We start from the raw sequence: 22,887 nt of genomic DNA on the forward strand, positions 1-22,887 counted from the left end.
TAAACGCTGGGATTGGTGTCAGGCTTTCTGGGCCTGTTCGAAGGTGCTGATCAGGTTCGCCGCCCAGTGCAGGTCTCGCTCGGCGAGAAAGCGCTTGGCAAAGTGATGAGGGCCGGAGCGAGACAGGACCGCATCGACGGTTCGCTGGTCCTCGGGCGAGGACGCCGCGACAAGCGCGAGCGCCACCGGTCCTAGGCCGAGCTCAAACAGTCGATTGCCGGCGCGTGATTGCAGATAGTAGTCGCGCTTCGGGAAAGCCTCCGCGATCAGGCGCACTTGCGTGTCGTTCAGGCCGAACCGCCGATAGGTCTCGGTCTGGGTCGGCTCCAGCGCACGGGGGTTCGGCAGGAAGATCCTGCTTGGGCAGGATTCGATGATCGCGGGAGCAATCTGGCTGTCCGCGATATCGGCGAGCGACTGGGTTGCGAAGATGACGGCCACGTTCTTTTTGCGCAGCGTCTTCAGCCATTCGCGAATGCGGCTCGCGAACAACGGGTCATCCAGAAACACCCAGGCCTCATCCAGCACCAGCAGCGTCGGCCGGCCGTCAAAGCGCTCTTCGAGGGTGTGGAAGAGATAGGTCAAAACCGGCGCCACAAGGCCCGGCAACGCCATCAGCTCTTCCATTTCGAAGGTCAACACGTCGACACCGGAAAGGCGGTCGGCGTCCGCATCCAGGAAGCGGCCGTACGGCCCTTCCAGCGTGTAGGGCTGCAATGCCTGCCGCAGCGCGTCACGGGCCAGCAGCGCCACGAGCCCGGTCATCGTCCGCTGCGAGACGGGCGCAGAGCCGAGGCTCCTCAGCGCCGACCAGAGCGTCTCCTTGACGTCGGGCGTTACGGTCACGCGCTCATGGGCGAGCACGCCGCAGAGCCAGTCGAGCGCCCAGAGTCTCGCGCCCTCCTCCGCGACATCCTTGAGCGGTTGAAAGGCGATGCCGCCCTTGGCGCCCAGCTCATACCAGGCGCCCGACAATGCGAGTGTGGTGACCCGTGCCGAGCGGCCCTTGTCGAACGTGATCAGTTGGGCGTTTGGATATCGACGGAATTGCAACGCCAGCATCGAAAGCAGGACCGACTTACCCGCCCCCGTCGGACCGACAATGATCGTGTGTCCAACGTCGCCGGCGTGGAGGGACAAACGGAATGGGGTCGCGCCCTTGGTCTTGGCGATCAGAAGCGGCGGGCCATCAAGGTGCTCGCACTGCTCCGGACCGGCCCATACTGCCGACAATGGGCACATATGGGCGAGATTGAGTGTGTGAACGATAGGCTGGCGGATGTTGGCATAGGCTTGGCCTGGCAGACCGCCAAGCCAGGCTTCAACCGCATTGACGCTCTCGCGGATAGCCGTAAACCCCCGGCTGTTGATCACCCGCTCGACCGCGCGGATCTTCTCGTCGGCTTGATGGGAGTCCTCGTCACTTACGGTGACGGTCGTGGTGATATAGCCGAAGGCAACCAGATCGTCACCGAGCTCGGAAAGCGCTGCGTCGGCATCGAGAGCCTTGTTGCTGGCGTCAGTATCGAGCAGCGCCGCCTGCTCGTTGAACATGACCTCCTTGAGGATCGCCGCAAGCGACTTCCGCTTGGCAAACCACTGCCGCCGGTAACGCGACAACGTCGCATTGGCCTGCGTACGGTCGAGCGGGATGAACCGGGTGGCCCAGCGGTAGGCAACGCCGAGCCGGTTCAGCTCGTCAAGCAAGCCGGGAAAGGTGACGTGGGGAAACCCAAGAACGGTCAATACCCGCAGATGGCTCCGCCCGATCGCCGGCGACAATCCGCCGGTCAGCGGCTCATCACTGAGGAAGCAATCAAGATAGGCTGGAATCCTTGGTACCGCGACCGGATGGCGTTTGGTCGAGACGCAGCTGTGAAGATATGTGAGCGTCTCCGCATCGTTGAGAGGCCATATCTCGGGCAAGACCGACGAGAGCAGATCGATGGCTCGGTCGGTCTCCTGGATGAACCTCTGGAGATGATCACGATAGCCTTTCTCGTCGCTATCAAATCGCTGTTGGCCGTCGATCTCGCCGTCGTCGGCGTCACCTTGCGCAGGAATTATGGTAGATTGTCCTTTTCTGGTCCCACGGTTCCTCGCCTTGGGGCGCTCGAGGAATAGACCTTCGAGGCGTGAGACCCTTTCCGCCGGCGGCAGGTACACCAGGGTTAGATGCAGCACGCTCTCGAAATGCTGCCCGCCAGGGCGTGACGGATCCTCCCATGCCACCGCGGTTGCGCCTTCGAAGGAAGCGCGCCGCTCCTCGTCGACCAGCCAGGATACAGGGTCCGGGAATTCCGACCGCGGATATTCGCAAGCCGGGATGCGCGTGGCATCAAAGAAGAGAGCCCAACCTGAGCCAAACCGCTTCAGAACGTTGTTGACGCGGGACACGACGCTCATCAGTTCGGCTTCGGTCGCGCTATCGAGGTCCGGCCCGCGGTAGCGGATCGTTCGTTGGAAGCTGCCATCCTTATTGAGGATGACACCGGGAGCGACCAGGCATGCCCATGGCAGCCAATCAGCCAGCCGATAGGCGTTGCCGCGGAATTCTTTCAAGTTCAGCATGCAAGCCGCCCTTTGTGTTTGGTGTGACGAATGGTGACTTCGACGAAGGCCGGGTCGCGTTTTGCGAGCCAAACAGCCACGCTGTGTCCAACGACCCAGAGCACGAGGCCTGCGAGCCAAAGGCGCAGGCCGAGCGCAAGCACGGCTGAGAGGGTCCCGATCAAAATGGCGGCGGCACGCGGGGCGCCGCCGATCAGGATCGGTTCAGTCAGCGAGCGGTGGAGCACGAGTTCAAAACCGTCGGGGCGCATCAGATCAGTGCTCCGCCACCGAAGGAGAAGAACGAGAGGAAGAAGGAACTCGCAGCAAAGGCGATCGAGAGGCCAAATACGACCTGGACCATCTTGCGGAATCCACCTGAAGTGTCGCCGAAGGCCAGCGATATGCCTGTCACCGTGATGATGATGACGGCGACGATCTTGGCGACGGGCCCCTGCACCGATTCCAGGACGCGCTCGAGCGGCGCTTCCCAAGGCATGCCGGAACCTGCGGCGTGCGCCGCCGTGACGTTGAGGAGCACGCACGCCGACGCCACGCCGAGCGTGACCAGCGGCAACCCGCTGACCGAGCAGAAGCCGCGAAAGCGCGAACGCACGTTTAGATTCAATCGAATGGACATAGGAAGTCTCCTTCAGGTCAGGGGCGATGGGAGGTGTTTGGAAGTCCGGGCGGGGTCTCGAGCAGATAGTCGCCCGAAGGATCGAGGCCCTTGAGCTCGGCGACGGTCTCGATGCGTCGTGCGGGTCCCCGCCCCTTGATGAAGACGATCAGATCAATCGCTTCGGCAATGAGCCGGCGCGGCACGGTTGCGACCGCTTCCTGAATGAGCTGTTCGATCCGGTAGAGCGCAGCGCGTGCCGAGTTGGCATGGACCGTGGCAATTCCGCCGGGGTGCCCCGTATTCCAGGCTTTCAGCATGTCGAGAGCTTCGGCGCCTCTGACCTCACCGACGATGATGCGGTCGGGACGCAGGCGCAGCGTAGATCTGACAAGATCCGCAAGGCTCGCCACTCCCGGCTTGGTCCGGAGCGTCACGGCATCCTTTGCATCGCAGCGCAGCTCGCGAGTGTCTTCGATGATGACGACCCGCTCTTCGAGGCCGGCGATCTCCGCAAGAAGCGCATTGGCTAGCGTGGTCTTGCCCGAGCCGGTGCCGCCGGCGATCAGGATGCTGCGCGCTTCCGTGACTGCTGATGTCAGCACCTTTGCCATTAGGGGCGACGCAGTCTGCGCCTTGACATAATCGGACAGGCGGAAGGTGGTCGTTGCGGGCTTGCGGATGGCAAAGCACGGCGCGAGCGAGACAGGAGGCAAGACGCCTTCAAAGCGCTCACCAGTTTCGGGAAGCTCCGCCGAGATAATGGGAGACGAACCGCTCGCTTCCGCCCGAACATGGCTGGCGACAAGCCGGATGATCCGCTCGGCCTCCTGTGGCGTCAGAACGACGCCAGTATCTGCTCGGCCCGTGCCGTGCCGATCAAGCCAAAGCCTGCCGTCGGGATTGACCATGACCTCGACGACATCGGGTTCTTCCAGAGCCAGCGCGATCGCCGGTCCCATCGCGGTCCGCAGCATGCCCCGGCGCCGTTCGCGGGTCTCTGGCGAGAGGAGATCAGACATTGCCGACCTCCTCTCGCCCTGCCGGAGAATGCTCCGGCGGCTCACCCGTCGCGCTCTGCGCGCGGGATTCAGTGTCGCTGGGTTGCGCCGCGCCCAGAGGGGCGCCCTCCTCGAGGTTGCGCATGAAGAGATCCGGTTTCGAGGCGCTGACGCGATCCATGACGTCGGCCACAAGCCGGCCGCCGGAGGCGACGCGTTTGCCGACCTGGGCGACAAACATCTCGAAGCGCTCGCGGCCCAGCGCTCGCGCTGCGTCCTGATCCTGCGAAGGCAACGGCGGGGTGATGGTCAGGTAGTAGCGGATGAAGAGCGCGATGGTCTCCGCCAGGACGCCAACGTCACGATCGGCTCGTTCCAGTTGCCGGCTCATCCGGTCCAGCCTTCGGACCAGCGCCGCATCGCCGCTGGTGTCACGCTCGGGATTGAGAAAGCGATCCAGCGCAGCATCGACAATGGCTGACTTGCTGGCTCCGGGGCGCTTGGCTGCGAGCTCGAGCCGTTGCGACACACTTTCAGAGACGTAGGCCGACAGTTTCGGTTTCATTGGGGTGCTCTTCAGAACGAGGGAAGAAGATCGTCGTCGTCGCGGGTGACGGCATGGGCTCTACGCACGGCGCTGGACGCGTTGGCGGCTTGCTGCATCTGGCTGCGGTCGGCGGCGACATCGGACTCGTCGTCGAGTAATCGCTCCTCGGAGGCGCGAGCCTCGCTCACAGCGGGCGCGGCCTCGTCGAACAACGGCAATTGCTGCTTGAGCCCGCCTTCCTCGCCGCCGGTATGCATGAGTTCGCGGTACGGCAGGGTCGCAAGGCGAAGGTCAGTGGTGCGCACCTCGCCGCGCCAATCGTCAGCGCGGGCCGCCGGCCGGTCGGCATACGAGCCGCCCACCAAGGATGGCGGCCTCCGCAGACGACTGACGAAGTTGGCGTCCTCATAATGCCGCAGCTTTGTCGCCCGGACCGGCGCAAGACCCGAGACCAGCACGATGGCCTGGTCGGGCGGCAGTTGCATCACCTCGCCCGGCGTCAGCAATGGGCGCGCAGTTTCCTGACGGCTGACCATCACATGGCCAAGCCAGGGCGCCAGCCGATGGCCCGCATAGTTGCGTTGTGCACGTAGTTCGGTTGCGGTGCCGAGCGCGTCCGAGATCCGTTTGGCGGTGCGCTCGTCATTGGCGGCGAAAGCAATGCGAACGTGACAATTGTCCAGGATCGCATTGTTCTCGCCATACGCCTTTGCGATCTGGTTGAGCGACTGCGCGATCAGGTAGGCGCGGATGCCATATCCGGCCATGAACGCGAGCGCGCTCTCGAAGAAGTCGAGCCGGCCGAGCGCCGGAAACTCATCCAGCATCATCAGGAGCTGGCGGTGTTTGGGATCACCGGCCTTGGTGTTCAGGGTCTCGGTCAGCCGGCGGCCGATCTGGTTGAGGATCAGCCTGATCAGCGGCTTGGTGCGGCTGATGTCCGACGGCGGAACGACGAGGTAGAGTGTGACCGGTTTGTCGGCACTGACGAGGTCGGCGATGCGCCAATCACAGTGCTCGGTGTTTCTGCTGACGACGGGATCGCGATAGAGCCCAAGGAAACTCACGGCGGTCGACAGAACGCCGGAGCGTTCGTTTTCGGACTTGTTGAGCAGCTCACGTGCCGTCGCGGCGACCACTGGGTGCACCTTCGGCTCCGCTTCGGTGCCGAGATGATTGGTTGCCAGCATGATCCGGAGCGTCTTCTCAAAGGACTGCGCGGGGTCTGCCAGGATCTCGGTGACGCGGGTCAGCGTCTTCTTCTCTTCGGCATAAAGGACGTGAAGGATGACGCCGACCAGAAGCGAATGACTGGTCTTTTCCCAATGGGTTCGGCGTTCGAGCGCCCCTTCGGGGTCGACCAGGATGTCGGCGATGTTCTGGACGTCGCGGACTTCGGCCGCGCCTTTGCGCACCTCGAGCAGCGGATTATAGCGCGCGCTCCGCGAGTCCGTGGGGTTGAACAAGAGGCAGTGCGAGAAGGTCGAACGCCAGCCAGAGGTCAGTTCCCAGTTCTCGCCCTTGATGTCGTGCACCACCGCAGACGAGGTCCACGAGAGCAATGTGGGCAACACCAGCCCCACGCCCTTGCCCGACCGGGTCGGTGCAAAGCACATCACGTGTTCCGGTCCGTCGTGACGGAGATAGTTGTTCTCGAGGCATCCCAGAAACACGCCCTTGGATGCGAACAGGCCAGCCGCCTTGATTTCCTTCGGCGTCGCCCACCGTGCCGAACCGTAAGTCGTCACCAACTGGCTTTGACGCGCGCGCCACACTGAATTGACGATGGCACACATTGCGCCTGCAACGCCGCCAGCTGCGGCGATGGCTCCGCCCTCCTCGAATATCTCGGGCGCATAGGCTTCGTACGCGAACCACCATTCGAACAACCGCCACGGCAGATAGACGGGGTAGCCGACGATCAGGAACCAGGGTTCACCCAGGCGCTGCTGGTAGCCGAGAGCTGCGGCGGTCCATTGCGTTGCGCCCCAGGTCGACACAACGACAATGCCGAACACGACGGCAATCTGGCCGACGTAGATTTTTGCTGGAAACATCCGCTCGCCCCACTCACTCACCCAACGTGAGCGGCGCGATGAAAGGGGCCAATGCGCTTTGCGTTCAATCGAAATAAAAATCGCGACAGGGAAGCAAGGGCATCGTCGATCAGGCGTGCGAAGGCGAGAAGGATCTCCGTCCAGTCATGGCGAGGATGATCAAGCGCCTCAACTAAAGGTGAGCTACCGGCTCAAACTGGACGACTCTTGATCCGGACAATGCGTGACACAGGAGGAGGCATGGAACAGAGGGGCGGAACCGGGCAAACGTTGCCACTGACACCGTTGGCACGCCGATTCGGCTACGAAACCAGGGTTAACCGCCTTTATACTCACTTTGCGAACTGAGTATAAATGAGCTGGACGCCGGGTTCCACGCCCTTTATACTCAATCCGCAGACTGAGTATAACCCGGACAATGACCATGCCGGCCCCTTCCCTGGTTAGCCAGACGACCTACGCCGAGCTCCTCGAGCGCACCGCGAACGCCGCCTTCCAGGAGGCCTTCGCGGACAACGGCTCGTTCACGGCCAAGAGCATCAACGGCCGCAAGTATTGGTACTTCCAGACCGGTACCGGCGCCGAACGGTCGCAGCGCTATGTCGGGCCCGAGACGCCTGAGCTCTTGGAGCGCATTGCCCACCACAATGAGGTTCGCGAAGACGAGCGTGAGCGCCGGGCGCTTGTCTCCACGCTGGTCCGCTCATTCAGCTTTCCTCGCCCCATTCCAGAGATCGGCGACGTCATCGCGGCGCTCGCCAGGGCAGGTGTGTTTCGCCTTCGCGGCGTACTCGTCGGAACGATCGCCTACCAGACCTATGCTGCGATGCTTGGCGTTCGCCTCTCGGCCGGCTCGCTGCAGACCGGCGACGTGGACATCGCGCAATTCAAGAATGTCTCGGTCGCGGTTGAGGATTCCACGCCGCCCGTTCTGGACGTGCTGAAGGAAGTCGACAAGTCCTTTCGTGCCGTCCCTCACGTATCTGACGGCCGGCGCGTGACGAGCTACGCGGCCAAGGGCGGCTTGCGCGTTGATTTTCTCACGCCCCACGAGGGCAAGGAGACCGCCCGTCCCCAAAAGCTGCCCGCCCTGAACACAGACGCCCAGCCACTGCGCTTCCTGGACTTCCTGATCCGCGATCCCGAGCCCACGGTCATCCTGCATGGCGCCGGCATCTATGTGCATGTGCCGGCGCCGGCGCGCTATGCCGTCCACAAGCTCATCATCTCCCGCAGGCGCCCGGAGGGGTTTGCCAAACGTGACAAGGACCTGCAGCAGGCCGAGGCCTTGCTCGCGGCTCTAGCAGAAAAGCGACCCCATGAGCTAAATTCGGCATGGGACGAAGCTCATGGTCGCGGTCCCAAATGGCGCCAATTAATGCTCGAAGGGCTAGCCTTGCTTGCGGCCGCCGTTCGAGACACGTTGCTCAAGACCATTGGCTCACCTCGCTCGATCATTCCAGGCATCGATCTGTCCTTCGACAATCCCCCGGCCCGCTATGACTTCAGCCGCGACGTCGTGACGTTCCAGGGAAAGGAGCTCGGCGGCACCGTCAATTGCGCAGTCAGCCGCGAGGCGCTGGACGACCATTTCGGCGCCGACGGCCTTGGGCAAGAAGGCCGCCTGGAAGCGTTCCTCAAGAACAGGTCGAGGATCGAGGAGATCGCTCGCGCCAAATATCTCTCCGCGCCGGTCGACGAGCCCGGCGCTGTCCTAGTCAAGACATCCGACGTCGAGAATTTCCCGACGCCACGTGTGCCCAAGCGGAAGTAAGTCTCTCGTCAGAGTCCAATCCCGCGCTTGATCCCGATCGACCAGGATATGCCCTCGCCCCCGACCTGACCGCTGACCAATTGCCCGCGCGCTCGGTCCAGCACCGGCCGCCAGGGCACCAGCGCGAACTCATGGGACCGCTCGATCAGGGCGAACCGTCCGCTGTTCAGCGTCAGCATGCGCCGATAGACGCCGTCAATCTTGTCGCCGGCCTTGACATCGACATGCTCGAGACCGGTGCGCGCGGAAATATCAGCCGCGGTCCGTGCCAGTTCGCGCGCCTGAAGCGTCTCAAGCATGCTTCGCGCAAGACGCACCTGGCCACCCTCTTCCCGCGCCAGCCCCTGCTCGATCAGCCATTGCCGCCTTGCTCGCAACGCGGTCTCGACCTCCGCGCCAAAGCCGGTCGACGCGAGTTCATCGGGCTCCTTGCCAACGAGCTTGCGATCGAGCCAGGTAGCGCCTAACGCCTGCGGCAGATCTTCGAGCCTTTGCCATGACAGCACCGTGACCCGCACCGGGTTGCGCGAGCGCTGGAACTGCTCGTATCGATGCGCCCGGTCCAGATAGTCCTTCCCAACACCCCAACTGCCGTCGGCAAGACGGCTGACCATGCCTTCGCGCCGCATCGCCTCCAGGCGCCGCACGTGGGATCCGACAAATTCGCCCGACGCTTGGGGATCGAATTCCCGATGCAGCCGGTCGCTGTAGCTGCCGCCATGGCGGGCGGCGATCTCTGCGATCGTCCGGTCGATCGCCCGCGGTTCAGCGACGCGCGATCTGAGTTCCAGAACCGTGTTGCGGACAGGCGGCTCGTCGTTGACGCCGACGGCCCCAATCTCGGCATAGTGCGTCCGCCCGTCCACCCCATCGATCACAACATACCGTCGCTCCGTCAGTTCGTCGGCAAATCCCTCGCTGACCACGCGCCCGACCAGGCGACGAGCGCCTTGTTCCGGATCGAAGATCGCGTAGTCGCCGGCTGCTCGCGAGATTCCTGCTGCGGCCATCTCGCGGTGCATGGTCTTGATGATGTCGCCGCGTTCCCCCATGCGTCTGAGCCTGGGCTCAAGCTCAGGGTCGATCCGCCAATGCCCGGGCTCGCTCTCCTCTGCCAATCCCATCCGCTCGAGGGTTCGCAGCCGTCCGATCCGAGCGGTTTGCCAGGCAGGCTCCCGTCCAGACCGCAAACCCAGCTCGAGAACCCCGCCCGCAGCATCTTGCAGGATGCTTCGGTCGAGCCGGGTCAGCCGCTCCGCCGTGACCTCCTGCTGGAGCTTGCGCGCGACTTCGATCTCCGTTTCAGGGCCGAGTTCTCGCGTGATCAGTTCCGCTGCCCGCGACCGGAAACCATGAGCGATATAGTCGCGCGCGATCACGAGGTCGTCTCCTCGATCATCCTTGCCGCGCAAAACGATGTGGGTATGGGGGTGGCCGGTGTTGAAATGATCGGCAGCGACCCAGTCGAGCCTGGTGCCGAGATCCTGCTCCATCTGCTGCATGAGGTCGCGGACGAACGGCTTCAGGTCCGCGAGCTCCACGCTGTCCTCGGGCGCCACGATGAACCGGAACTGGTGGCGATCGCCGGCACTTCGTTCCGTAAAGCTCTTGCCGTCGGCGCGATCATTGCTGCCGTCGTAGAGATCCCCTGGCTCGCCTTCACGTGTGACCCCATCGCGCTGTACATACCGAAGGTGGGCGCGCACGGCACCCAGATTGCCCGACTTGATCCTGACGATCCGGGCCTTGATCACGACACGGCGCTGCCCCTGACTTCGCGCACGCCCTGCCAGCACCGCCCCCTGTGCGTGGCCTCGGCCGATGCGGCTGCCGGTGAACGATGAACTTGCCCTCGCACTGGCGCCAGCTTTGGTCGCTTCCTGACGGACGCGTCGAAGATAGCTGGTCGACCGTCTGGCTTTGCGGTTGCCGATCCGTCCGAACTTCACATCGAATTCGTCGTCGATCTCTCGCATGGCCCGCATCCGACGTTTGACTGCCGGCGATATGTGAGGCCGAGGGGCATTCGCCAAGAGGCACACGCAATTGCGCAAGTCCGCCATTGCCTTGGGGTGCACTTGGTGACAGCGAGCACTCAGAGAGCGCCAAATCTTGGATGTGCAGGCAACGACTTAGGCGCCCTGTAGCGCCAGTGCTTTTATCTTGCCCTCCCGCCTTTTTGCTTTCCTAGCGAACGAGCCGCCGTGACTTGGCAGTTTGACTTACGAAGCCCGACTGTTTGCGCACGCTTGCGATAGCGATCGTTACCCGAAGGGCCGAGACACCGTAGGGTGGCTCGGTGAGGAGCGAAGCGACGAGTAGAGTGCGGGCCGAAGGCATCGCCCGTATGCCATCAGCAGTTACTATCGCACTCCTCCGCGAACTCTTGCCCAGGTGAGCGAGGGTCCTAGGGGCTGGCAGACTGATTTCCGCTTAGGCCCGAACAGTGGTGCAGAACCAGCAATCTTCCGGTGTCCCTGAAGGCAATGAGCGGAAGTCGGCGCGGGCATTGGCTCCGACCTAAGCGGCTTAATGCATCTTTTGGCGGAGCTTCTTGATTATCTCGCGGAGGTCGGCCGCGTACCCCTCGTCGGGCCTCATCCAAGCGCGTCGGCTTGGAGGCGGAATGTGCCTCTGGTTTCGGATCATTCATGCCTGAAGCTTGACCGGAGCCGCTGGTGGCCATTGATCTAGATCAACGGGCCTACTGTCCCAATTCCCTCAAGATGCGGTCCCGGTCGTCTATATGGAGGGACTGCGTTTCCACCATTGTGGCCAACACGTCCCTTGCGCCCTTGGTATCATGGCCGTGCCGGTCCAGCTCGGCGATCAGCGCTTCCTGCTTGGCAAGAAGCTTCACGCCAAGGGCAATGTGGCGCTCCGCTATCGCTAAGTGCTCTTGAAGCATGCCGCGGTCCATCCGCTATCATACAACAAGTCCGGCCGCCGCTGGATCGAAAACCCGGCGCACGCTTACTTGTCGCTCCCTGACCACGAGCTCAAAGGTGCTCCGCGTCTGAATGAAACGGCTGAAGCCATTGATGGCCCGTTGGGCCGCAACCGACAAGCACTGAACTTCATCAGCCGCACGGAAGCCGACCGAGTGAACCAGGCTTGGCAGCCTGGCTCGCTCAGGCAATTTGCGAGACGAATTCGCCGCAGAGACCGTCAGCGCTTGGGTGCAAAAGGCCCAAGATCAGTGAACAAGTCCGCCTGGACGGGGCGTTCGTCGGATCGAATTCCGCCCCTGGCTTTGGCCTCGACCTCGCGAATTATGGCGTCCTGCCGATCCACCGGAACGCCGTTTTTGCTCCAGAGAGCACGCAGCTCGGCCTCTGGCTGGACCGAAGATCTACCCTTGTTGCGAGGGATTTCCTCGAAGTTGGCGCAGACGATTTCAACATTGGGCGCGACGCCCTTCCATGTGTCACGATAGAAAGAGCAGTCCACGCCGCAGCCGGCTTCAAGATGAATTCCGGTCTGTTCAGTGAACTTGAGATAATCCGCGCTCTTGCGTTCTCGGTAGCACTGCACGCCGCTATATTGGAACGGTGCAGACGCCTGCGGGATGATGAACGCGCCATAATCCGCAATACCGGAAGCGATATCGATCACGTGAAACTCAAAAGAGCGTCCAGTGTAGCGCGGTCCGCCTGCTAGCCTGGGAGTGGCTCCGAACGGGGGATTTGCGATCGCGCAACCGAAGTGCCCGAGGCTCGACAAGTCCAGTTCGAACACATCGGCGCAAATCCACTGGGCTTCCGGCAACACCTTGCGGGCGACCTCGACATAGGCAGGATCACGCTCGATACAGACGATTTCCTTCTGTGGTTCGTCTCGGCCACGCGCGTAGTGTGCCCTCCAATAGACGTGGAATGCGAGGGCGCCAATCCCTGCGCAAAGGTCGATGGTTCGGCCGCCGTAAGCATCGATCGCGAAGTCTCCGGCAAGGCCGCTAGGGGTAAAGAATGCCCCCGCCGATCCGTTGATGTGGCTTGCGCCCTCGTGCCAATTGTCCAGCACAAACACACGCTCATCGTAGGTGAGGATGTCCTTCTTGAGCAGTTCGACGGCCTTGGCATGTGCCTTGGCCTCCGCCTTCGTCAACTTTGCCATCGTGATGTCTCGCCTGTGAGCCCGTGAACGGGCGTTTGATCGGCGCAGCGCGCATGGCCTTCGCCATGCCGCCTGCCCGTCGGCGAGACCGGGGTTTCGGGGGGCAAGAGCTTGTTTCGGCGCCGGCTTTGCCGGCGCGCATCCGATGGTGCGCAACGCGGTTGCACCGAGCCAGCGTGAGCTGCGACGTGCGACCGACTTGCTGCACCGGAGGACGAAAGAAGGTCTTGCGGGGGTGACGGGGCAGCGCCCCTCAAGTCCCCCCTTCAAGAGAAAAGTAACTTGTGCATGCCAGCCCGCGCGCGAGCCGGTGCGTTCAATCTTCCGATCGTCAACGTCGCGATCTGAACGGCTCGTCGTGGAGGTTTCGCCGGCCCCGTGCTGGGACCTTGCCTGCCGGCCTCACGCGGCTGTTGCCGATCCGGGTTCGAGCAGGGGAGCAAAATACGACGAGCGCGCGCCTTGTTGCAGACGCGCGCCCGTAAAATCAACCGCTCACATATCCGGATTCCACGTCCAGAGCGGACGTGCGACGCCCAGAATATCGCAGCGGAGCACCGGCCCGAAGTACCGCGAGTCAAAGGAATTCGGGTGGGGCTGCAGCAGGAAGTATTCCCCTTCGACCAGTCTCATGCAGCCCTCCCAGGCCGGAAGAGGCCGCCCTTGCCGGTCTTTGTCGAGCACCTCGGCAACGACCTTTCCGTTGATGGATATGCTTCCGATCGGCTGCCTGGCACGGCAGATTTCGTCTCCGCCTATCGCCTCGACCCGCTTTAGGAGTGGCACGGGCATAAGTAGGATCTCGTGCGCGATGATCAGGAGTTCGATTCCAGGAGGTGGCTTGAAGACGGCGAGCTCGCCGCGCGCCGGCAGCCGCGGCTCCACATAGTAGAAGCCGAGCGGCGCGCTGCCGGTGGCATTGTAGATCAGAACCGGCACCGCGGGCGCGGACGACATCAGAAGCGTAATGATGCCGGCGCACATGGCCGAGAGCGTGGAGGCCTGGCGCCATAATCTCGTGCGATCAATCCGCATCGGAGGTCGACCTCCTCTTGCTCGCATGTGACCATTCGACGAGGTCTTCGATGTGATAGCGGACATAGCGTCCGTGCTTGCGGTAGACCGGTCCCCTGCCCTGGACCCGCATCTTCTCCAGCGTGTTCTTGGTGAGTCTGAGCCAGCCGGCCGCCTCGACCGTGTTGAGGAACGGCTTGTCCGGTTCCTTGTCGTCAGTTTTCGTGGTCATCCAACTTTCCTTCCGACACCCCATACAACCAAGAGGTGCAAGAAGAAGCGTCGTCAGATCGCAGGCGCTTTGTGGAGTGGCGAAGATCAGAGGCGAGCTTTCGCCATCCTGCGCGGGCAAAGTTCGTCAAAAGAGAAGGAAAAATTCTATCAGGCCAGAAGGTCGCGGTAACCGCCCTTCATCAATGCGGTGCCCTTGGCGACGAGGCGTCGCGTGCGATCGCGCAAGAATTGACTATGACTGTGCCATTCCTCAGTGACTTTCTTCTCCCCGAAGATCGCAATTGCGATCTGTCGATACGTCTTGCCTTTGAGGCTCTCGTCGAGCGCGATGAGAGCCTGCTGGAGGCGCTCATCGGCAGCAAAGGACGGTTTTTGAGCCGCTCTAAAATCGGCGTCGGTGAGGCGCTGCAGACGCCTTAAAAGCTCGGTCTGGGCTGTGAGATCGTCGAGATCGTGCAGCTCGTAGACGGGCGTGAACGCCGCTGTCAGTACCGAAAGGCCGTGGATTTCGAGGGGAACGCCCACGCCATTGCGCTTTATCACGACCAGCGGAACACCATCTACGCCGATCACCGCATGTCGCTCGGCGTTGAAATCCGCAAGCCGCCGGACGCTCGCTTCCCCCTGGTCCGGCTTTCTTGCATTCAGCCGCACCACGCGCTTCAAAGCCTTGGCGTGCCAGAATGCGGTTGTCTCGTGAGCGCAAAGTCGTGGATCGGCGAAGGCATAAAGCCCCCACTTCTCCGCTTGCAGGAACCGCCGCCGCAGGCGCAGCAGCTTCGTCCCGTCGTTCAGCATAATACATGGCAGATGCCTGGGAATGCTGCTTCGCCAGTCGGAGATATAGTCGTCGTTCCGGCGCAAGAACTCCCACGCCCAGTCGCCGCCGTCATAGGCGGCGAACGAGCATGAAGCAGCGTGATCGTCGTCTCTACCTGCCTTCGAATTCACCGAACAGTTCAATAAGCGGGCTCCACTAGAAACACCAATACAACTTTGGATGGTTCTGTCTAAATGGGGCAAGAGCACGGCCCCCGCGAGCGGCTCTCGCGGGGGCCGATTGGCATCAATCCACCGGATTCCAGATCAGCGCAAACACGCTGTCGTCGTCCTGGCCGGCGGCGCGGCCGAGATTGGCGTAGAGCTTGCGCGGGCCGAACTCCGGCGCTGCCAGCGACAGGCTCACATAGTCCTTGCGGCTGTTCTCTCCGCGGCGGACCCAGCCCGCCCCGATCTCGACGCCCTGGGTGAACACCCGAAAGTCGGGATGGGTCTCGACGCTCTTGTCGCGGTTCGGGATGATGTCGATGTCGGCCCGGATAGAGACGGTCTTGAGCTGGCCCTTGTAGCTGCCGTTGTCGTTCTTGGTGACGTATCCGATCGCGGTCATGGTCTTGTCCTCTTCTGTTGTCCCCGCGAGGAGCCGATCCCCTCGCGATGGCGAGACCGTTATGGGAAGCGAAACGCCTTCGAACCCGCCTTCGGGGCGCAGCGCATGCGGAGCACCTAAGCCGACGGCTTTTTTGCAGCGAAGCGGCCGCGAGGAGCCGGACCTTTTCGTCCGGCGGGGAAAAAAGCTGGCGGGAAAGGTTTTGACAGGCGGAGCGCTTCCCATAGGTCTCTTCGCCACGCATGAGGGGATCGGCCCCGCTGACAACAGAAGAGGACAAGACCCGCCCGGTCGGGCGGCACAAGATGATCTTGCAGCTACAATGGGGAGGCGTGACAGGTCTTCCTACTGGACCGCATCTCCGTCATCCGAGCCGCGGCAAGAGCGCCGAGACTTATCACGACCACCGGGTCATCCTCTCTGGACGGCGGGATCGGAGGGGACTGGATTTGCCGCGGCGAGACAGCCGCAAGGACTATGTGAGCCTATTGCTGGCAGCGGCTGAATTGGCCCTGATGCAGGCTCTCTCCCGGTCTCTGCGATGCTTCCGGCCAGGGCCGGCGACGGTGTGTTTGCACTGATCTGCAACTCTGGCAGCGAACGCTCATCGGCGCACCAGAGCTGCTCGCGGCGGCCGTGCCGCTCCTCATTGCTGCGGCGTTGACTGCGACGAGATACGACGACTCGAGCTCGCTGCCCGCGTGCCGACGTGCCGCGATGTCAATCTAGCATGATCGATGTTACGATCATTTAGTGCATGCCGATTCCCGGTCTGCACCTTTAGCTTCATGCATTGACGGAGGGCACATGGCCAAGAAAGCGAAGAAGGCGAAGAAGACAGCGCCGAAGAAGGCGAAGAAGACCACCGCGAAAAAAGCCGCGAAGAAAAAGAAGTAGCTCTTCGCCTAACCCGCTTTCAGTCTCAGAGGCGCAGAACTAACGCAGCGTTGAGCGTGCGCGAGGTCGATTGGGCGCCCTGGCCGAGAGTGGTTTGAACCACCTATGAGGCCGGATCGTGAAGCGCGACATCGCGTGCAACGGTCCGGCTTTTGATTTTGAAGTGCCCTGCCCGGCCCTCGTGGACGTTCGCTACTGCCTTACACGACGATCAGTTGAACCCGCTCATCAGGGTCGGCACGATCTTCGAGAGCAGGACGGCGTTGGAGGTCAGCGCCGAAACGCAGACGACGACCTGGGCAATACAGATGCGGCTGAGCCTTACCGCTTGCGGCTCGGGAAACAGTTTGAACGGGTTCATCATCGTCAGCTCCATGATGCAGTGCACTGCCGTCAACTTGATCGAGCTATAGGATGAGTCGTCCCGTTCTCGATTCCCGGAATTTGCTGTTCGCCGGATTGACTCCGATGCGACTCGGACGCTGCGAAATCCGGGCGCGGCAAGCCTGTCCGCGCCCGAATCGTCGGGCCCAAATTCAGGTAAACAAAGCGTTAATACTCTCTGATGCCCGTGCGATTTCGAGGGTCTTGTTCGGATCGTAATGGCCGATCGGGAAGGTCATGTAGCGCGGCACGAAGCGCTCAGTGCGCTGCCTTCCCTCGCCGTTCAGGCAGTCGTGGATGATCTTCTTCTGCACCTTGCCCGGCTCCGACAAATTGGCGTCCGCGACGGCCTTGCCTGCGATTTCGGACAGCAATGCGGCCCTGCGGCCTCGTCGAAGAGCCCGATGTCGAGCGGCCGTTCAGGGGGCAGCGAAGGCGAGCGCCGCCGTCGCCCCCATCGTCACCGGCCAATCTCGGGCTGCGCCGCGGTTGCGGGGGTCGCGTGGCCATCTGCGAAGGCAAGCAGGAAGTCGGCGGCCTTCGAGGCCTTGCTGGCGGCGCGGAAAATCGCGCGGCTGTCTTCCCGAAGGACCTTGAGCCACGAGCCGAGATAGTCGGCATGGCGGACGGTGGGCTCGATCGACAGCGCAGCGCAGACGAAGGCTGCCGTCAGTTCCGCGATCAGCTCTTCATTGGCGTAGAGTTTTGAACCGAATGCGCCTGATAGCTCCCGGTTCAGGCGCGAGAGGTGACCAGTCCAGTGCCCGAGCTCGTGAAACAGCGTGCGGTAATAATTGATCTGCTCGAAGAAGGCGGGCTGCGGCGGGACGTGGACCGTGTCCTCTGATGGCGAATAGAAAGCTTTTGCACCGCCGATGCGGATATCGGCGCGCGTTGCGATAGTAAGTGCTTCCGCCTGCGGCACGATCTCGTGCTCAGGCACGGGTGGCGCTTCGACGAGGCAATGGTCCGGCAGGTTGTCGCATTGATCGACGTTGAAGACGGTGTAACGCCGCAGAAACGGAACGGCCGCTCCGTCCGCGTCCTGCAGGTCTTGAGAGGTGCGGCTTGCGTCACCCTCCTCGCGCTTGGGAACGAAGCGGTCGGCGTAGCAGATGGTAACGCCGTGCTCGCCCTTGCGGACTGTACCGCCGAGACTTGAGGCTTGGCGGAAGGTGAGCCACCGCCCCGAGGCAAAGCTGCACTCAAATAGCCGCCCCCAAAGGATCAGGACGTTGATCCCAGAATAGGCTTTGCCCGTGGCTGCATTTCTCGGCAGCGCGCAAGCCTGATTGCCGCCTCCTGTGCCCCATGGCCGGGCCCACGGGAAGATCCCCGCCTCCAGATCCGCAACGATGTGGGCAGTGATTTCCTCGTAGAGACTTGCCTTCGGTTTGGTCGCGTGATGGTGGGTTGAACGCTTGGACATGACGATCTCCGCTCGCTCCACTTCCGCGCCCTGCCCCCGAAAGGCGGGGTGGGCGGCGAGAAGCGACCGGAAAGCCCCGAACGTAGAGGCGGACCGCACCGGAACGGCCGGAGCGACAGCGGAGGACCGCGCCAAGCACACTGGCGACACAGAGAGACTTAGCGAGGCGCGGTTGCGGACCGCCGGTTCGGGGCTATGCGGGAGCGCCGCCCACCCCGCCTTCCGGGGGCTCATTAAAAGCGCCGGCCGCCTGCGGCCGGCTCCTCAAAGCATCGCCCTCAAAGGCATCGTCGACGCGTCAGCGAGAGCGTGGGGCTCCATCAAACACATAGACGACATGTGGGCGCCTGGATCCGTGCACGACGTGTTTGCGCCAGGGACCGAAGCCACAAGGCCGAGACCGCAAAGCGGGCTCGGTTCACGAGAGCCCGGCCCGCAAGCGGCCGCTTGCGGGAAGCGCCATTTACAAGAGCAATTGCTGTACCCTCCGACTGACGGCCTGATCGCCCAGAGACACAGCCCATTCAAGGAGAGCTTGCCGGATCGTGGTGGCGAGAACGCCGTGATGGGCTAGGCGAGCCAAAGCGATCGACCGATCGGCTTCATCACGTGCGACCGACAAATCCGAGAGCAATCGGATGTCGTACCCGTGCCGCACCCCTTCCAATGCCGCGATCAGCACCTCTTCTTCAAGAAATGATCCGCCCAGAAAGACGACGCTAGCCTCCGATTCCGCAAGGAAAGCTCCAAGCTGCGGATCCCGCCAAACGGACAAGGCATCGATATCGAAGTGGTCGATAGAGACGGCGATTTGATCGGAAACATTGTCCCGTTCATACTCGCCGACTGCGATCTGGCGGATACCCAAGACCTCCCGGCATGCCGGCAGCAATGTGAGGTTTCCGCGTCGACCGAGGGCGGACGCCTGAGCGTCGACTCCACCGCCTCGCGTCATGTTTAAGAGAACAACGCAGCTATGTCGCGGATCAGCCAGCATGCAACGAGACTCTGTCAACCGCCGAAAGATCAGGCGACCTTGCGTTCCGATCCTAGTGAGATCAGAACCGGTCCGTCCACCCCGGCTTGCCGGTACATGGCCTCGAGCGCCTGATCTGAATCGTGAAGAAATCCTGCAAGCGCGAGGGTCTGTCCAAGCGGCTGGGGCTCACACAACCGCTCCAGGGGCCAACCCGCTCGCCTCAGGATGCGCTCCATTCGAGCATCAGTGACGGTCACGATGGATTGCGCTCCCCCTTCTCGCATCGCCTCGAGCATCGCGGCAAACAGCACGAAGGTGGCGCGGTTGAAGCCGGTTCGGCCGGCATCGACGCTGCGCTCGGTGTCAACGCAAAATCTTGAGCTTTCGAGAATGCGCTCGTCACGTGGCGCCGCCCTGTTGCCCAGAAGATTGGCAAAGGTGTCGGCGAGCATCGTTGGGCCAGTCGTCGGCAGAAGCCTGACGCAGCCAAGAACCTCGTTCTCATCTGAGACGACGAGAAGATAGTTGGGACCCAAGGCATCATAGACGTCGATTTCCAGGTCACCCGATACCGACACGCTCCAATCCAATCGGTCTTTGAAGACGCGCCGACGGAGCCGATACATCGACATTAGAAGGTCGAGATGGCGACCAAACTGAGACGTATGAAGCGCGATAGCGTGCATACCGACCTCCTAGAGTTACCAGGAGGCTTTGACAGCAGAAAACGCCCGCGTGAGCGCCTGTCAGATTTTGCAGGTGGGGCGCGATTAGCAGGACTACGCTAGACCACTTTAGACTAAATGCAAAGAGCCCTTCGTCTTGAAGGCCGCACGCATGCGCCTTCCTTATCCTGCCCTGCTGGAAATCAGATACGAGGCCGTCAGCTCAACAGACCGCGGCGCAATGCTATCGCAACACACTGAGCGATCGACGCCGCCCCCAATTTGCGACGTGCATTTTCAAGATGAAAGACGACGGTACGCGGCGCGATCGCGACGAGAACCGCAATATCGGCGACCGTTTTGCCTTGCGCTGTCCATGCAAGGCACTGACGCTCGCGCTGGGTCAGCTCGCTATCGGTGAGTTGCCGCGTGACGAACGGAGCGCCGAGCCGCGCGTCGACGTGCGCATGGAAATACAATCCCGCCTGGTGAATGATGTCCCTCCATTCGCCGGCAAGACGGTCGAGATCGATCTCACGATCGCTCGTCGCCAACGTGAAGGCCGCTGTCTGTCCGAAACCGCCTCTGATCGGCACGGTGATTCCGGAGCGGATGCCAAAGGTCGTGGCCTCATCAAAAAACTGACGCTGTGCTCGCGACCCCGTGGGCGCACGAGCTCTCCCACCCCAGCTGAAGAGGTCACGCCCGGCCTTGGCACGGAGAACTACGGGATCAAGCTTTTGATATCCAAGATCAAAATAGCGGTCGGTCCAGGACTTCGGGTAGGACGAGATGAGCACGGGCGCCTCGCCGGCCAGGCGCAAATAGGCAAATCGCTGAAAGCCGAGCCTTTGCGCGAGCCGCGCGGCAAGACGTTCGAATGCGTTAACATCGCCCGCCGTCTGGATTGCGTCAGTGAATTCCTGGAACGCGTCCTCGATCGAATTCATTCTGTTTGCGATCGTCAAGCCATCACCGCCGAGTGTATCGAAGCGCCGGATTCGTCGGTTCGATAATTCCTTACAGCTCGTTCGGAGCTTTACGACTTTCCATGATATGGGGGGCTGATAAATTGACAACTCAAGAAGTAAAACACTCATGAAGTGAAAGACACAATGCGAAAACTAGAGAACAAGGTAGCGCTCATCACCGGCGCGTCACGCGGAATCGGTCGCGCGATCGCGGAGGTCTACGGGCGCGAAGGCGCGAAGGTTGTTGTCAACTATGTCTCGAACAAAGCTGCAGCGGATGCGACCGCGGATGCGGTAAAGGCGGCTGGAGGCGATGCCGTCGTTTTGCAGGGCGATAGCATGGACCCTGTGGCAGTACGCCGGCTGTTCGATGAAGGGCAAAAGGCATTCGGAGCTCTGGATATCGTGGTCGCGAATGCTCATCCCGGGATGCCCGGAATCGCTGCAGGAGCGCCAACTCAGCTTTCCGAGGAAGCCATCGACCATCAGCTGAAGGTGCTGAAGGGCTTTATCGTCACGTTTCAAGAAGCTGGCCGTCGTGTGCGCGACAACGGCGTCATCATCAGCCTCTCCTCGGGAACGACCCGACTTGCTGTGCCGGAGCACTGCCTATATTCATCCACTAAGCTCGCGATCGAACAGCTGACCCGGGCCCTCTCGCGAGAAGTTGCGATTCGCGGCGTGCGTGCCCTCACTCTGGCCCCCGGACTGATACGCACCGACCGGATCGCGGGCCTGGCGGTCGGTCCGACCGGCTCGGCCCCGGCCCCGGCCATTCCGACCCCTTTCACACGACCGGGTGAACCGGAAGAAGTTGCTGACGCGGCTTTGTTCTTAGCGTCCAATGACGCGCGTTGGGTGAACACGACCACCGTTTACGTGAATGGCGGCGCCGTCTACGCCCAATGATTTCAAGCCCCTCGGCGCGATCCCGTTTCATCGACGGCGAGGATCGCAAGATCGACGAGCGCCATCTGCCTTCATCTGACGGCGCGCTACGCCGCGGCGCTTACTGCGGGTAGCGGAGGATAAACGAGACCATAAGACCTCACCCAGCTCACAAAACTACTCACCGGCGGTCGAAGGCACCTCTGAAGCCGTCGTTGGCGGTTATCGCTTCGCGTCAGTCGCCGTCTGCAGGCAAATGTACGAGGATTGACCCAGGTTGACCACCTTGATGCTGGCCTCTCAAGATCATCTGGACAGAGGCCGAGCGCCTCAAGCCGAATGATGCGTCGCCCATTCGCACAATGCGCCCGCGCTGACGGCATTCCCACCGCATGCTATCACCACGATGTTCTTGCACTTATCGAGCGGAAAGTTGCCTTGTTGGACGGCTGATAGCGCGGCGCCGCAGGCAGGCTCAACCAGAACACGAAGCTCGTTTGCAAATGTAAGGCACGATGTGAAGGCGTCTTGATCGGTGACCACCGCAGAGTGGATAGGATGCCTCGCGGTCCAGCGGAAGGCTTCGTCGGACACTTTAAGGGCACCCAACGATGTTGCTTTCGAGGTAATGCCTCCCAGGGCGACCGGGCGGCCGGCCGCAACGGCCGCAGCAAAGGAATCTGCGCCTTTGGTTTCCGCCGCTATGACGGGCACGTCGCTCCAGCCATGCTTATGCATTCCATGTAACACTCCGCATAAGAGCCCGCCACCGCCGACAGACAAAACGACCGCGTCGGGTCGCTCGATCTGAAACGCGAGTTCATCAACAAGGGTGCTATGCCCTTGCCAAAGCAAGGGATCATTGAATGGCGATACGTATACCGCGCCTTCAGCGGCGCAGTGATCACGTGCTGCCTTATCGGCCTCATCCCAGACCTTGCCCGCTACATGGACCGTCGCGCCATAGCTCGCGAGCAATTGATGCACGCTCGTCTTCGTGGTCTCGGGGACGAAGATTGTCGCTCGCACTTTGAGGGCCGCAGTGCAATAGGCGAGCGCCAGCCCTGCGTTGCCACCTGACGAGCAGACGAAATGATCCGCGCCGGCGGCAACATGCTGCGCCACAACATGGCCGATGCCTCTGATCTTGAATGACCCCGCGGGCTGATGGCAGTCCATCTTAAACATAATGCGGCGCCCTAGCCGCTGATTGATCATCGGCGACTCAACAACGGGCGTTACATGATGGAAACTCGACTGCATCGTGGGCTATCTTTCTGAGATCGCTCGAACCCGTCGCCGCGTTGTTGCAGAACCGGCTGCTTTTCCCCAAATTGGGAATGAGGGAGACATCGTTGCATCAACATCGCAG

Annotated in this window: 22 protein-coding genes; 2 read left to right on the forward strand and 20 right to left on the reverse strand. The window is 61.9% G+C overall.

Features of this window, described 5'->3' with window-relative positions; all coding sequences use genetic code 11:
• Positions 1 to 18: 18 nt before the first annotated feature.
• Genes trbE through GGD66_RS39300 form a run of 6 tightly spaced genes read right to left on the reverse strand, consistent with a single transcriptional unit; the run spans position 19 to position 6,774 of the window.
• A complete protein-coding gene (trbE, locus tag GGD66_RS39275) occupies positions 19 to 2,571 on the reverse strand; it encodes a conjugal transfer protein TrbE (RefSeq protein WP_183234991.1) in 2,553 nt (850 codons plus the stop codon).
• The gene (locus tag GGD66_RS39280; RefSeq protein WP_183234852.1) at positions 2,565 to 2,822 is read right to left on the reverse strand and encodes a VirB3 family type IV secretion system protein; all 258 of its coding nucleotides are present in this window, start codon (positions 2,820 to 2,822) and stop codon (positions 2,565 to 2,567) included. The genes trbE and GGD66_RS39280 overlap by 7 nt, the downstream gene beginning before the upstream one ends.
• Positions 2,822 to 3,190, reverse strand: coding sequence for a TrbC/VirB2 family protein (locus GGD66_RS39285; protein ID WP_246783212.1), 369 nt, complete (start codon positions 3,188 to 3,190; stop codon positions 2,822 to 2,824). The genes GGD66_RS39280 and GGD66_RS39285 overlap by 1 nt, the downstream gene beginning before the upstream one ends.
• 17 nt (positions 3,191 to 3,207) lie before the next feature.
• Positions 3,208 to 4,191 carry a P-type conjugative transfer ATPase TrbB gene (gene trbB, locus GGD66_RS39290; protein WP_183234854.1) on the reverse strand — a complete coding sequence of 328 codons (984 nt, stop codon included), beginning with the start codon at positions 4,189 to 4,191 and terminating at the stop codon, positions 3,208 to 3,210.
• On the reverse strand, positions 4,184 to 4,699 hold the full coding sequence (locus tag GGD66_RS39295; RefSeq protein ID WP_183261954.1) for a CopG family transcriptional regulator: 516 nt from the start codon (positions 4,697 to 4,699) through the stop codon (positions 4,184 to 4,186). The genes trbB and GGD66_RS39295 overlap by 8 nt, the downstream gene beginning before the upstream one ends.
• A 47-nt stretch (positions 4,700 to 4,746) precedes the next feature.
• Positions 4,747 to 6,774: a conjugal transfer protein TraG gene (locus tag GGD66_RS39300; RefSeq protein WP_183261957.1), complete on the reverse strand. Its 2,028-nt coding sequence runs from the start codon at positions 6,772 to 6,774 to the stop codon at positions 4,747 to 4,749.
• 424 nt (positions 6,775 to 7,198) lie between these two features.
• On the opposite strand from GGD66_RS39300, the gene GGD66_RS39305 reads away from it, so the two are divergent.
• Positions 7,199 to 8,548, forward strand: a complete 1,350-nt coding sequence (locus tag GGD66_RS39305) for a GSU2403 family nucleotidyltransferase fold protein (protein ID WP_183261959.1) — start codon at positions 7,199 to 7,201, stop codon at positions 8,546 to 8,548.
• Positions 8,549 to 8,556: 8 nt separating this feature from the next.
• Here GGD66_RS39305 and rlxS read toward each other — a convergent pair whose 3' ends face one another.
• The 13 genes from rlxS to GGD66_RS39370 form a co-directional block, all read right to left on the reverse strand.
• The gene (gene rlxS, locus GGD66_RS39310; RefSeq protein WP_183234858.1) at positions 8,557 to 10,524 is read right to left on the reverse strand and encodes a relaxase/mobilization nuclease RlxS; all 1,968 of its coding nucleotides are present in this window, start codon (positions 10,522 to 10,524) and stop codon (positions 8,557 to 8,559) included.
• A gap of 728 nt (positions 10,525 to 11,252) precedes the next feature.
• Complete coding sequence (locus tag GGD66_RS39315; RefSeq protein ID WP_183234859.1) at positions 11,253 to 11,468, reverse strand: hypothetical protein; 216 nt, start codon at positions 11,466 to 11,468, stop codon at positions 11,253 to 11,255.
• Positions 11,469 to 11,716: 248 nt separating this feature from the next.
• A complete protein-coding gene (locus GGD66_RS39320; protein WP_183234860.1) occupies positions 11,717 to 12,664 on the reverse strand; it encodes a methyltransferase in 948 nt (315 codons plus the stop codon).
• A 495-nt stretch (positions 12,665 to 13,159) separates the two neighbouring features.
• Positions 13,160 to 13,699 (reverse strand): S26 family signal peptidase, encoded by a 540-nt coding sequence (locus GGD66_RS39325; RefSeq protein WP_210316778.1) that lies wholly within the window; start codon positions 13,697 to 13,699, stop codon positions 13,160 to 13,162.
• Entirely contained in the window at positions 13,689 to 13,910 is a 222-nt protein-coding gene (locus GGD66_RS39330) for a helix-turn-helix domain-containing protein (protein ID WP_183233578.1), read from the reverse strand. Before GGD66_RS39330 ends, GGD66_RS39325 begins: the two co-directional genes overlap by 11 nt.
• 149 nt (positions 13,911 to 14,059) lie before the next feature.
• Positions 14,060 to 14,863, reverse strand: a complete 804-nt coding sequence (locus GGD66_RS39335) for a DUF2285 domain-containing protein (RefSeq protein WP_183234861.1) — start codon at positions 14,861 to 14,863, stop codon at positions 14,060 to 14,062.
• 115 nt (positions 14,864 to 14,978) lie between these two features.
• Positions 14,979 to 15,302 carry a DUF736 family protein gene (locus GGD66_RS39340; protein WP_183233576.1) on the reverse strand — a complete coding sequence of 108 codons (324 nt, stop codon included), beginning with the start codon at positions 15,300 to 15,302 and terminating at the stop codon, positions 14,979 to 14,981.
• A 1,108-nt stretch (positions 15,303 to 16,410) separates the two neighbouring features.
• Positions 16,411 to 16,563 (reverse strand): hypothetical protein, encoded by a 153-nt coding sequence (locus GGD66_RS39345; RefSeq protein ID WP_183234862.1) that lies wholly within the window; start codon positions 16,561 to 16,563, stop codon positions 16,411 to 16,413.
• Positions 16,564 to 16,735: 172 nt separating this feature from the next.
• Positions 16,736 to 16,957 carry a hypothetical protein gene (locus GGD66_RS39350; protein WP_183233574.1) on the reverse strand — a complete coding sequence of 74 codons (222 nt, stop codon included), beginning with the start codon at positions 16,955 to 16,957 and terminating at the stop codon, positions 16,736 to 16,738.
• 86 nt (positions 16,958 to 17,043) lie between these two features.
• On the reverse strand, positions 17,044 to 18,012 hold the full coding sequence (locus GGD66_RS39355; RefSeq protein WP_183233629.1) for an ArdC family protein: 969 nt from the start codon (positions 18,010 to 18,012) through the stop codon (positions 17,044 to 17,046).
• Positions 18,013 to 18,475: 463 nt separating this feature from the next.
• Entirely contained in the window at positions 18,476 to 18,880 is a 405-nt protein-coding gene (locus tag GGD66_RS39360; protein WP_183261961.1) for an isochorismatase family protein, read from the reverse strand.
• Between the two features lie 158 nt (positions 18,881 to 19,038).
• A complete protein-coding gene (locus GGD66_RS39365; RefSeq protein WP_183234864.1) occupies positions 19,039 to 19,677 on the reverse strand; it encodes an acyl-homoserine-lactone synthase in 639 nt (212 codons plus the stop codon).
• 197 nt (positions 19,678 to 19,874) lie between these two features.
• On the reverse strand, positions 19,875 to 20,606 hold the full coding sequence (locus tag GGD66_RS39370) for an autoinducer binding domain-containing protein (protein WP_183233396.1): 732 nt from the start codon (positions 20,604 to 20,606) through the stop codon (positions 19,875 to 19,877).
• 165 nt (positions 20,607 to 20,771) lie between these two features.
• On the opposite strand from GGD66_RS39370, the gene GGD66_RS39375 reads away from it, so the two are divergent.
• Positions 20,772 to 21,536 (forward strand): SDR family oxidoreductase, encoded by a 765-nt coding sequence (locus GGD66_RS39375; RefSeq protein WP_183233397.1) that lies wholly within the window; start codon positions 20,772 to 20,774, stop codon positions 21,534 to 21,536.
• Between the two features lie 309 nt (positions 21,537 to 21,845).
• On the opposite strand, the gene GGD66_RS39380 is transcribed toward GGD66_RS39375, so the two are convergent.
• Positions 21,846 to 22,778, reverse strand: coding sequence for a pyridoxal-phosphate dependent enzyme (locus GGD66_RS39380; RefSeq protein WP_183234865.1), 933 nt, complete (start codon positions 22,776 to 22,778; stop codon positions 21,846 to 21,848).
• Positions 22,779 to 22,887 lie beyond the last annotated feature (109 nt).

The organism is Bradyrhizobium sp. CIR48 (genome assembly GCF_014198315.1).
In the GTDB taxonomy this organism is placed as follows: Bacteria; Pseudomonadota; Alphaproteobacteria; order Rhizobiales; family Xanthobacteraceae; genus Bradyrhizobium.

Bases quoted from the DNA above. Each gene is read 5' to 3' on its own strand.
- GGD66_RS39365 (WP_183234864.1), bottom strand. From the start codon at position 19,677: ATGCACGCTATCGCGCTTCATACGTCTCAGTTTGGTCGCCATCTCGAC.
- GGD66_RS39330 (WP_183233578.1), bottom strand. From the start codon at position 13,910: ATGACCACGAAAACTGACGACAAGGAACCGGACAAGCCGTTCCTCAAC.
- GGD66_RS39380 (WP_183234865.1), bottom strand. From the start codon at position 22,778: ATGCAGTCGAGTTTCCATCATGTAACGCCCGTTGTTGAGTCGCCGATG.
- GGD66_RS39370 (WP_183233396.1), bottom strand. From the start codon at position 20,606: ATGAATTCGATCGAGGACGCGTTCCAGGAATTCACTGACGCAATCCAG.
- GGD66_RS39300 (WP_183261957.1), bottom strand. From the start codon at position 6,774: ATGTTTCCAGCAAAAATCTACGTCGGCCAGATTGCCGTCGTGTTCGGC.
- GGD66_RS39355 (WP_183233629.1), bottom strand. From the start codon at position 18,012: ATGTCCAAGCGTTCAACCCACCATCACGCGACCAAACCGAAGGCAAGT.
- GGD66_RS39280 (WP_183234852.1), bottom strand. From the start codon at position 2,822: ATGCGCCCCGACGGTTTTGAACTCGTGCTCCACCGCTCGCTGACTGAA.
- trbB (WP_183234854.1), bottom strand. From the start codon at position 4,191: ATGTCTGATCTCCTCTCGCCAGAGACCCGCGAACGGCGCCGGGGCATG.
- GGD66_RS39375 (WP_183233397.1), top strand. From the start codon at position 20,772: ATGCGAAAACTAGAGAACAAGGTAGCGCTCATCACCGGCGCGTCACGC.
- trbE (WP_183234991.1), bottom strand. From the start codon at position 2,571: ATGCTGAACTTGAAAGAATTCCGCGGCAACGCCTATCGGCTGGCTGAT.
- GGD66_RS39325 (WP_210316778.1), bottom strand. From the start codon at position 13,699: ATGCGGATTGATCGCACGAGATTATGGCGCCAGGCCTCCACGCTCTCG.
- rlxS (WP_183234858.1), bottom strand. From the start codon at position 10,524: ATGCGAGAGATCGACGACGAATTCGATGTGAAGTTCGGACGGATCGGC.
- GGD66_RS39340 (WP_183233576.1), bottom strand. From the start codon at position 15,302: ATGACCGCGATCGGATACGTCACCAAGAACGACAACGGCAGCTACAAG.
- GGD66_RS39285 (WP_246783212.1), bottom strand. From the start codon at position 3,190: ATGTCCATTCGATTGAATCTAAACGTGCGTTCGCGCTTTCGCGGCTTC.
- GGD66_RS39315 (WP_183234859.1), bottom strand. From the start codon at position 11,468: ATGGACCGCGGCATGCTTCAAGAGCACTTAGCGATAGCGGAGCGCCAC.
- GGD66_RS39345 (WP_183234862.1), bottom strand. From the start codon at position 16,563: ATGATGAACCCGTTCAAACTGTTTCCCGAGCCGCAAGCGGTAAGGCTC.
- GGD66_RS39305 (WP_183261959.1), top strand. From the start codon at position 7,199: ATGCCGGCCCCTTCCCTGGTTAGCCAGACGACCTACGCCGAGCTCCTC.
- GGD66_RS39320 (WP_183234860.1), bottom strand. From the start codon at position 12,664: ATGGCAAAGTTGACGAAGGCGGAGGCCAAGGCACATGCCAAGGCCGTC.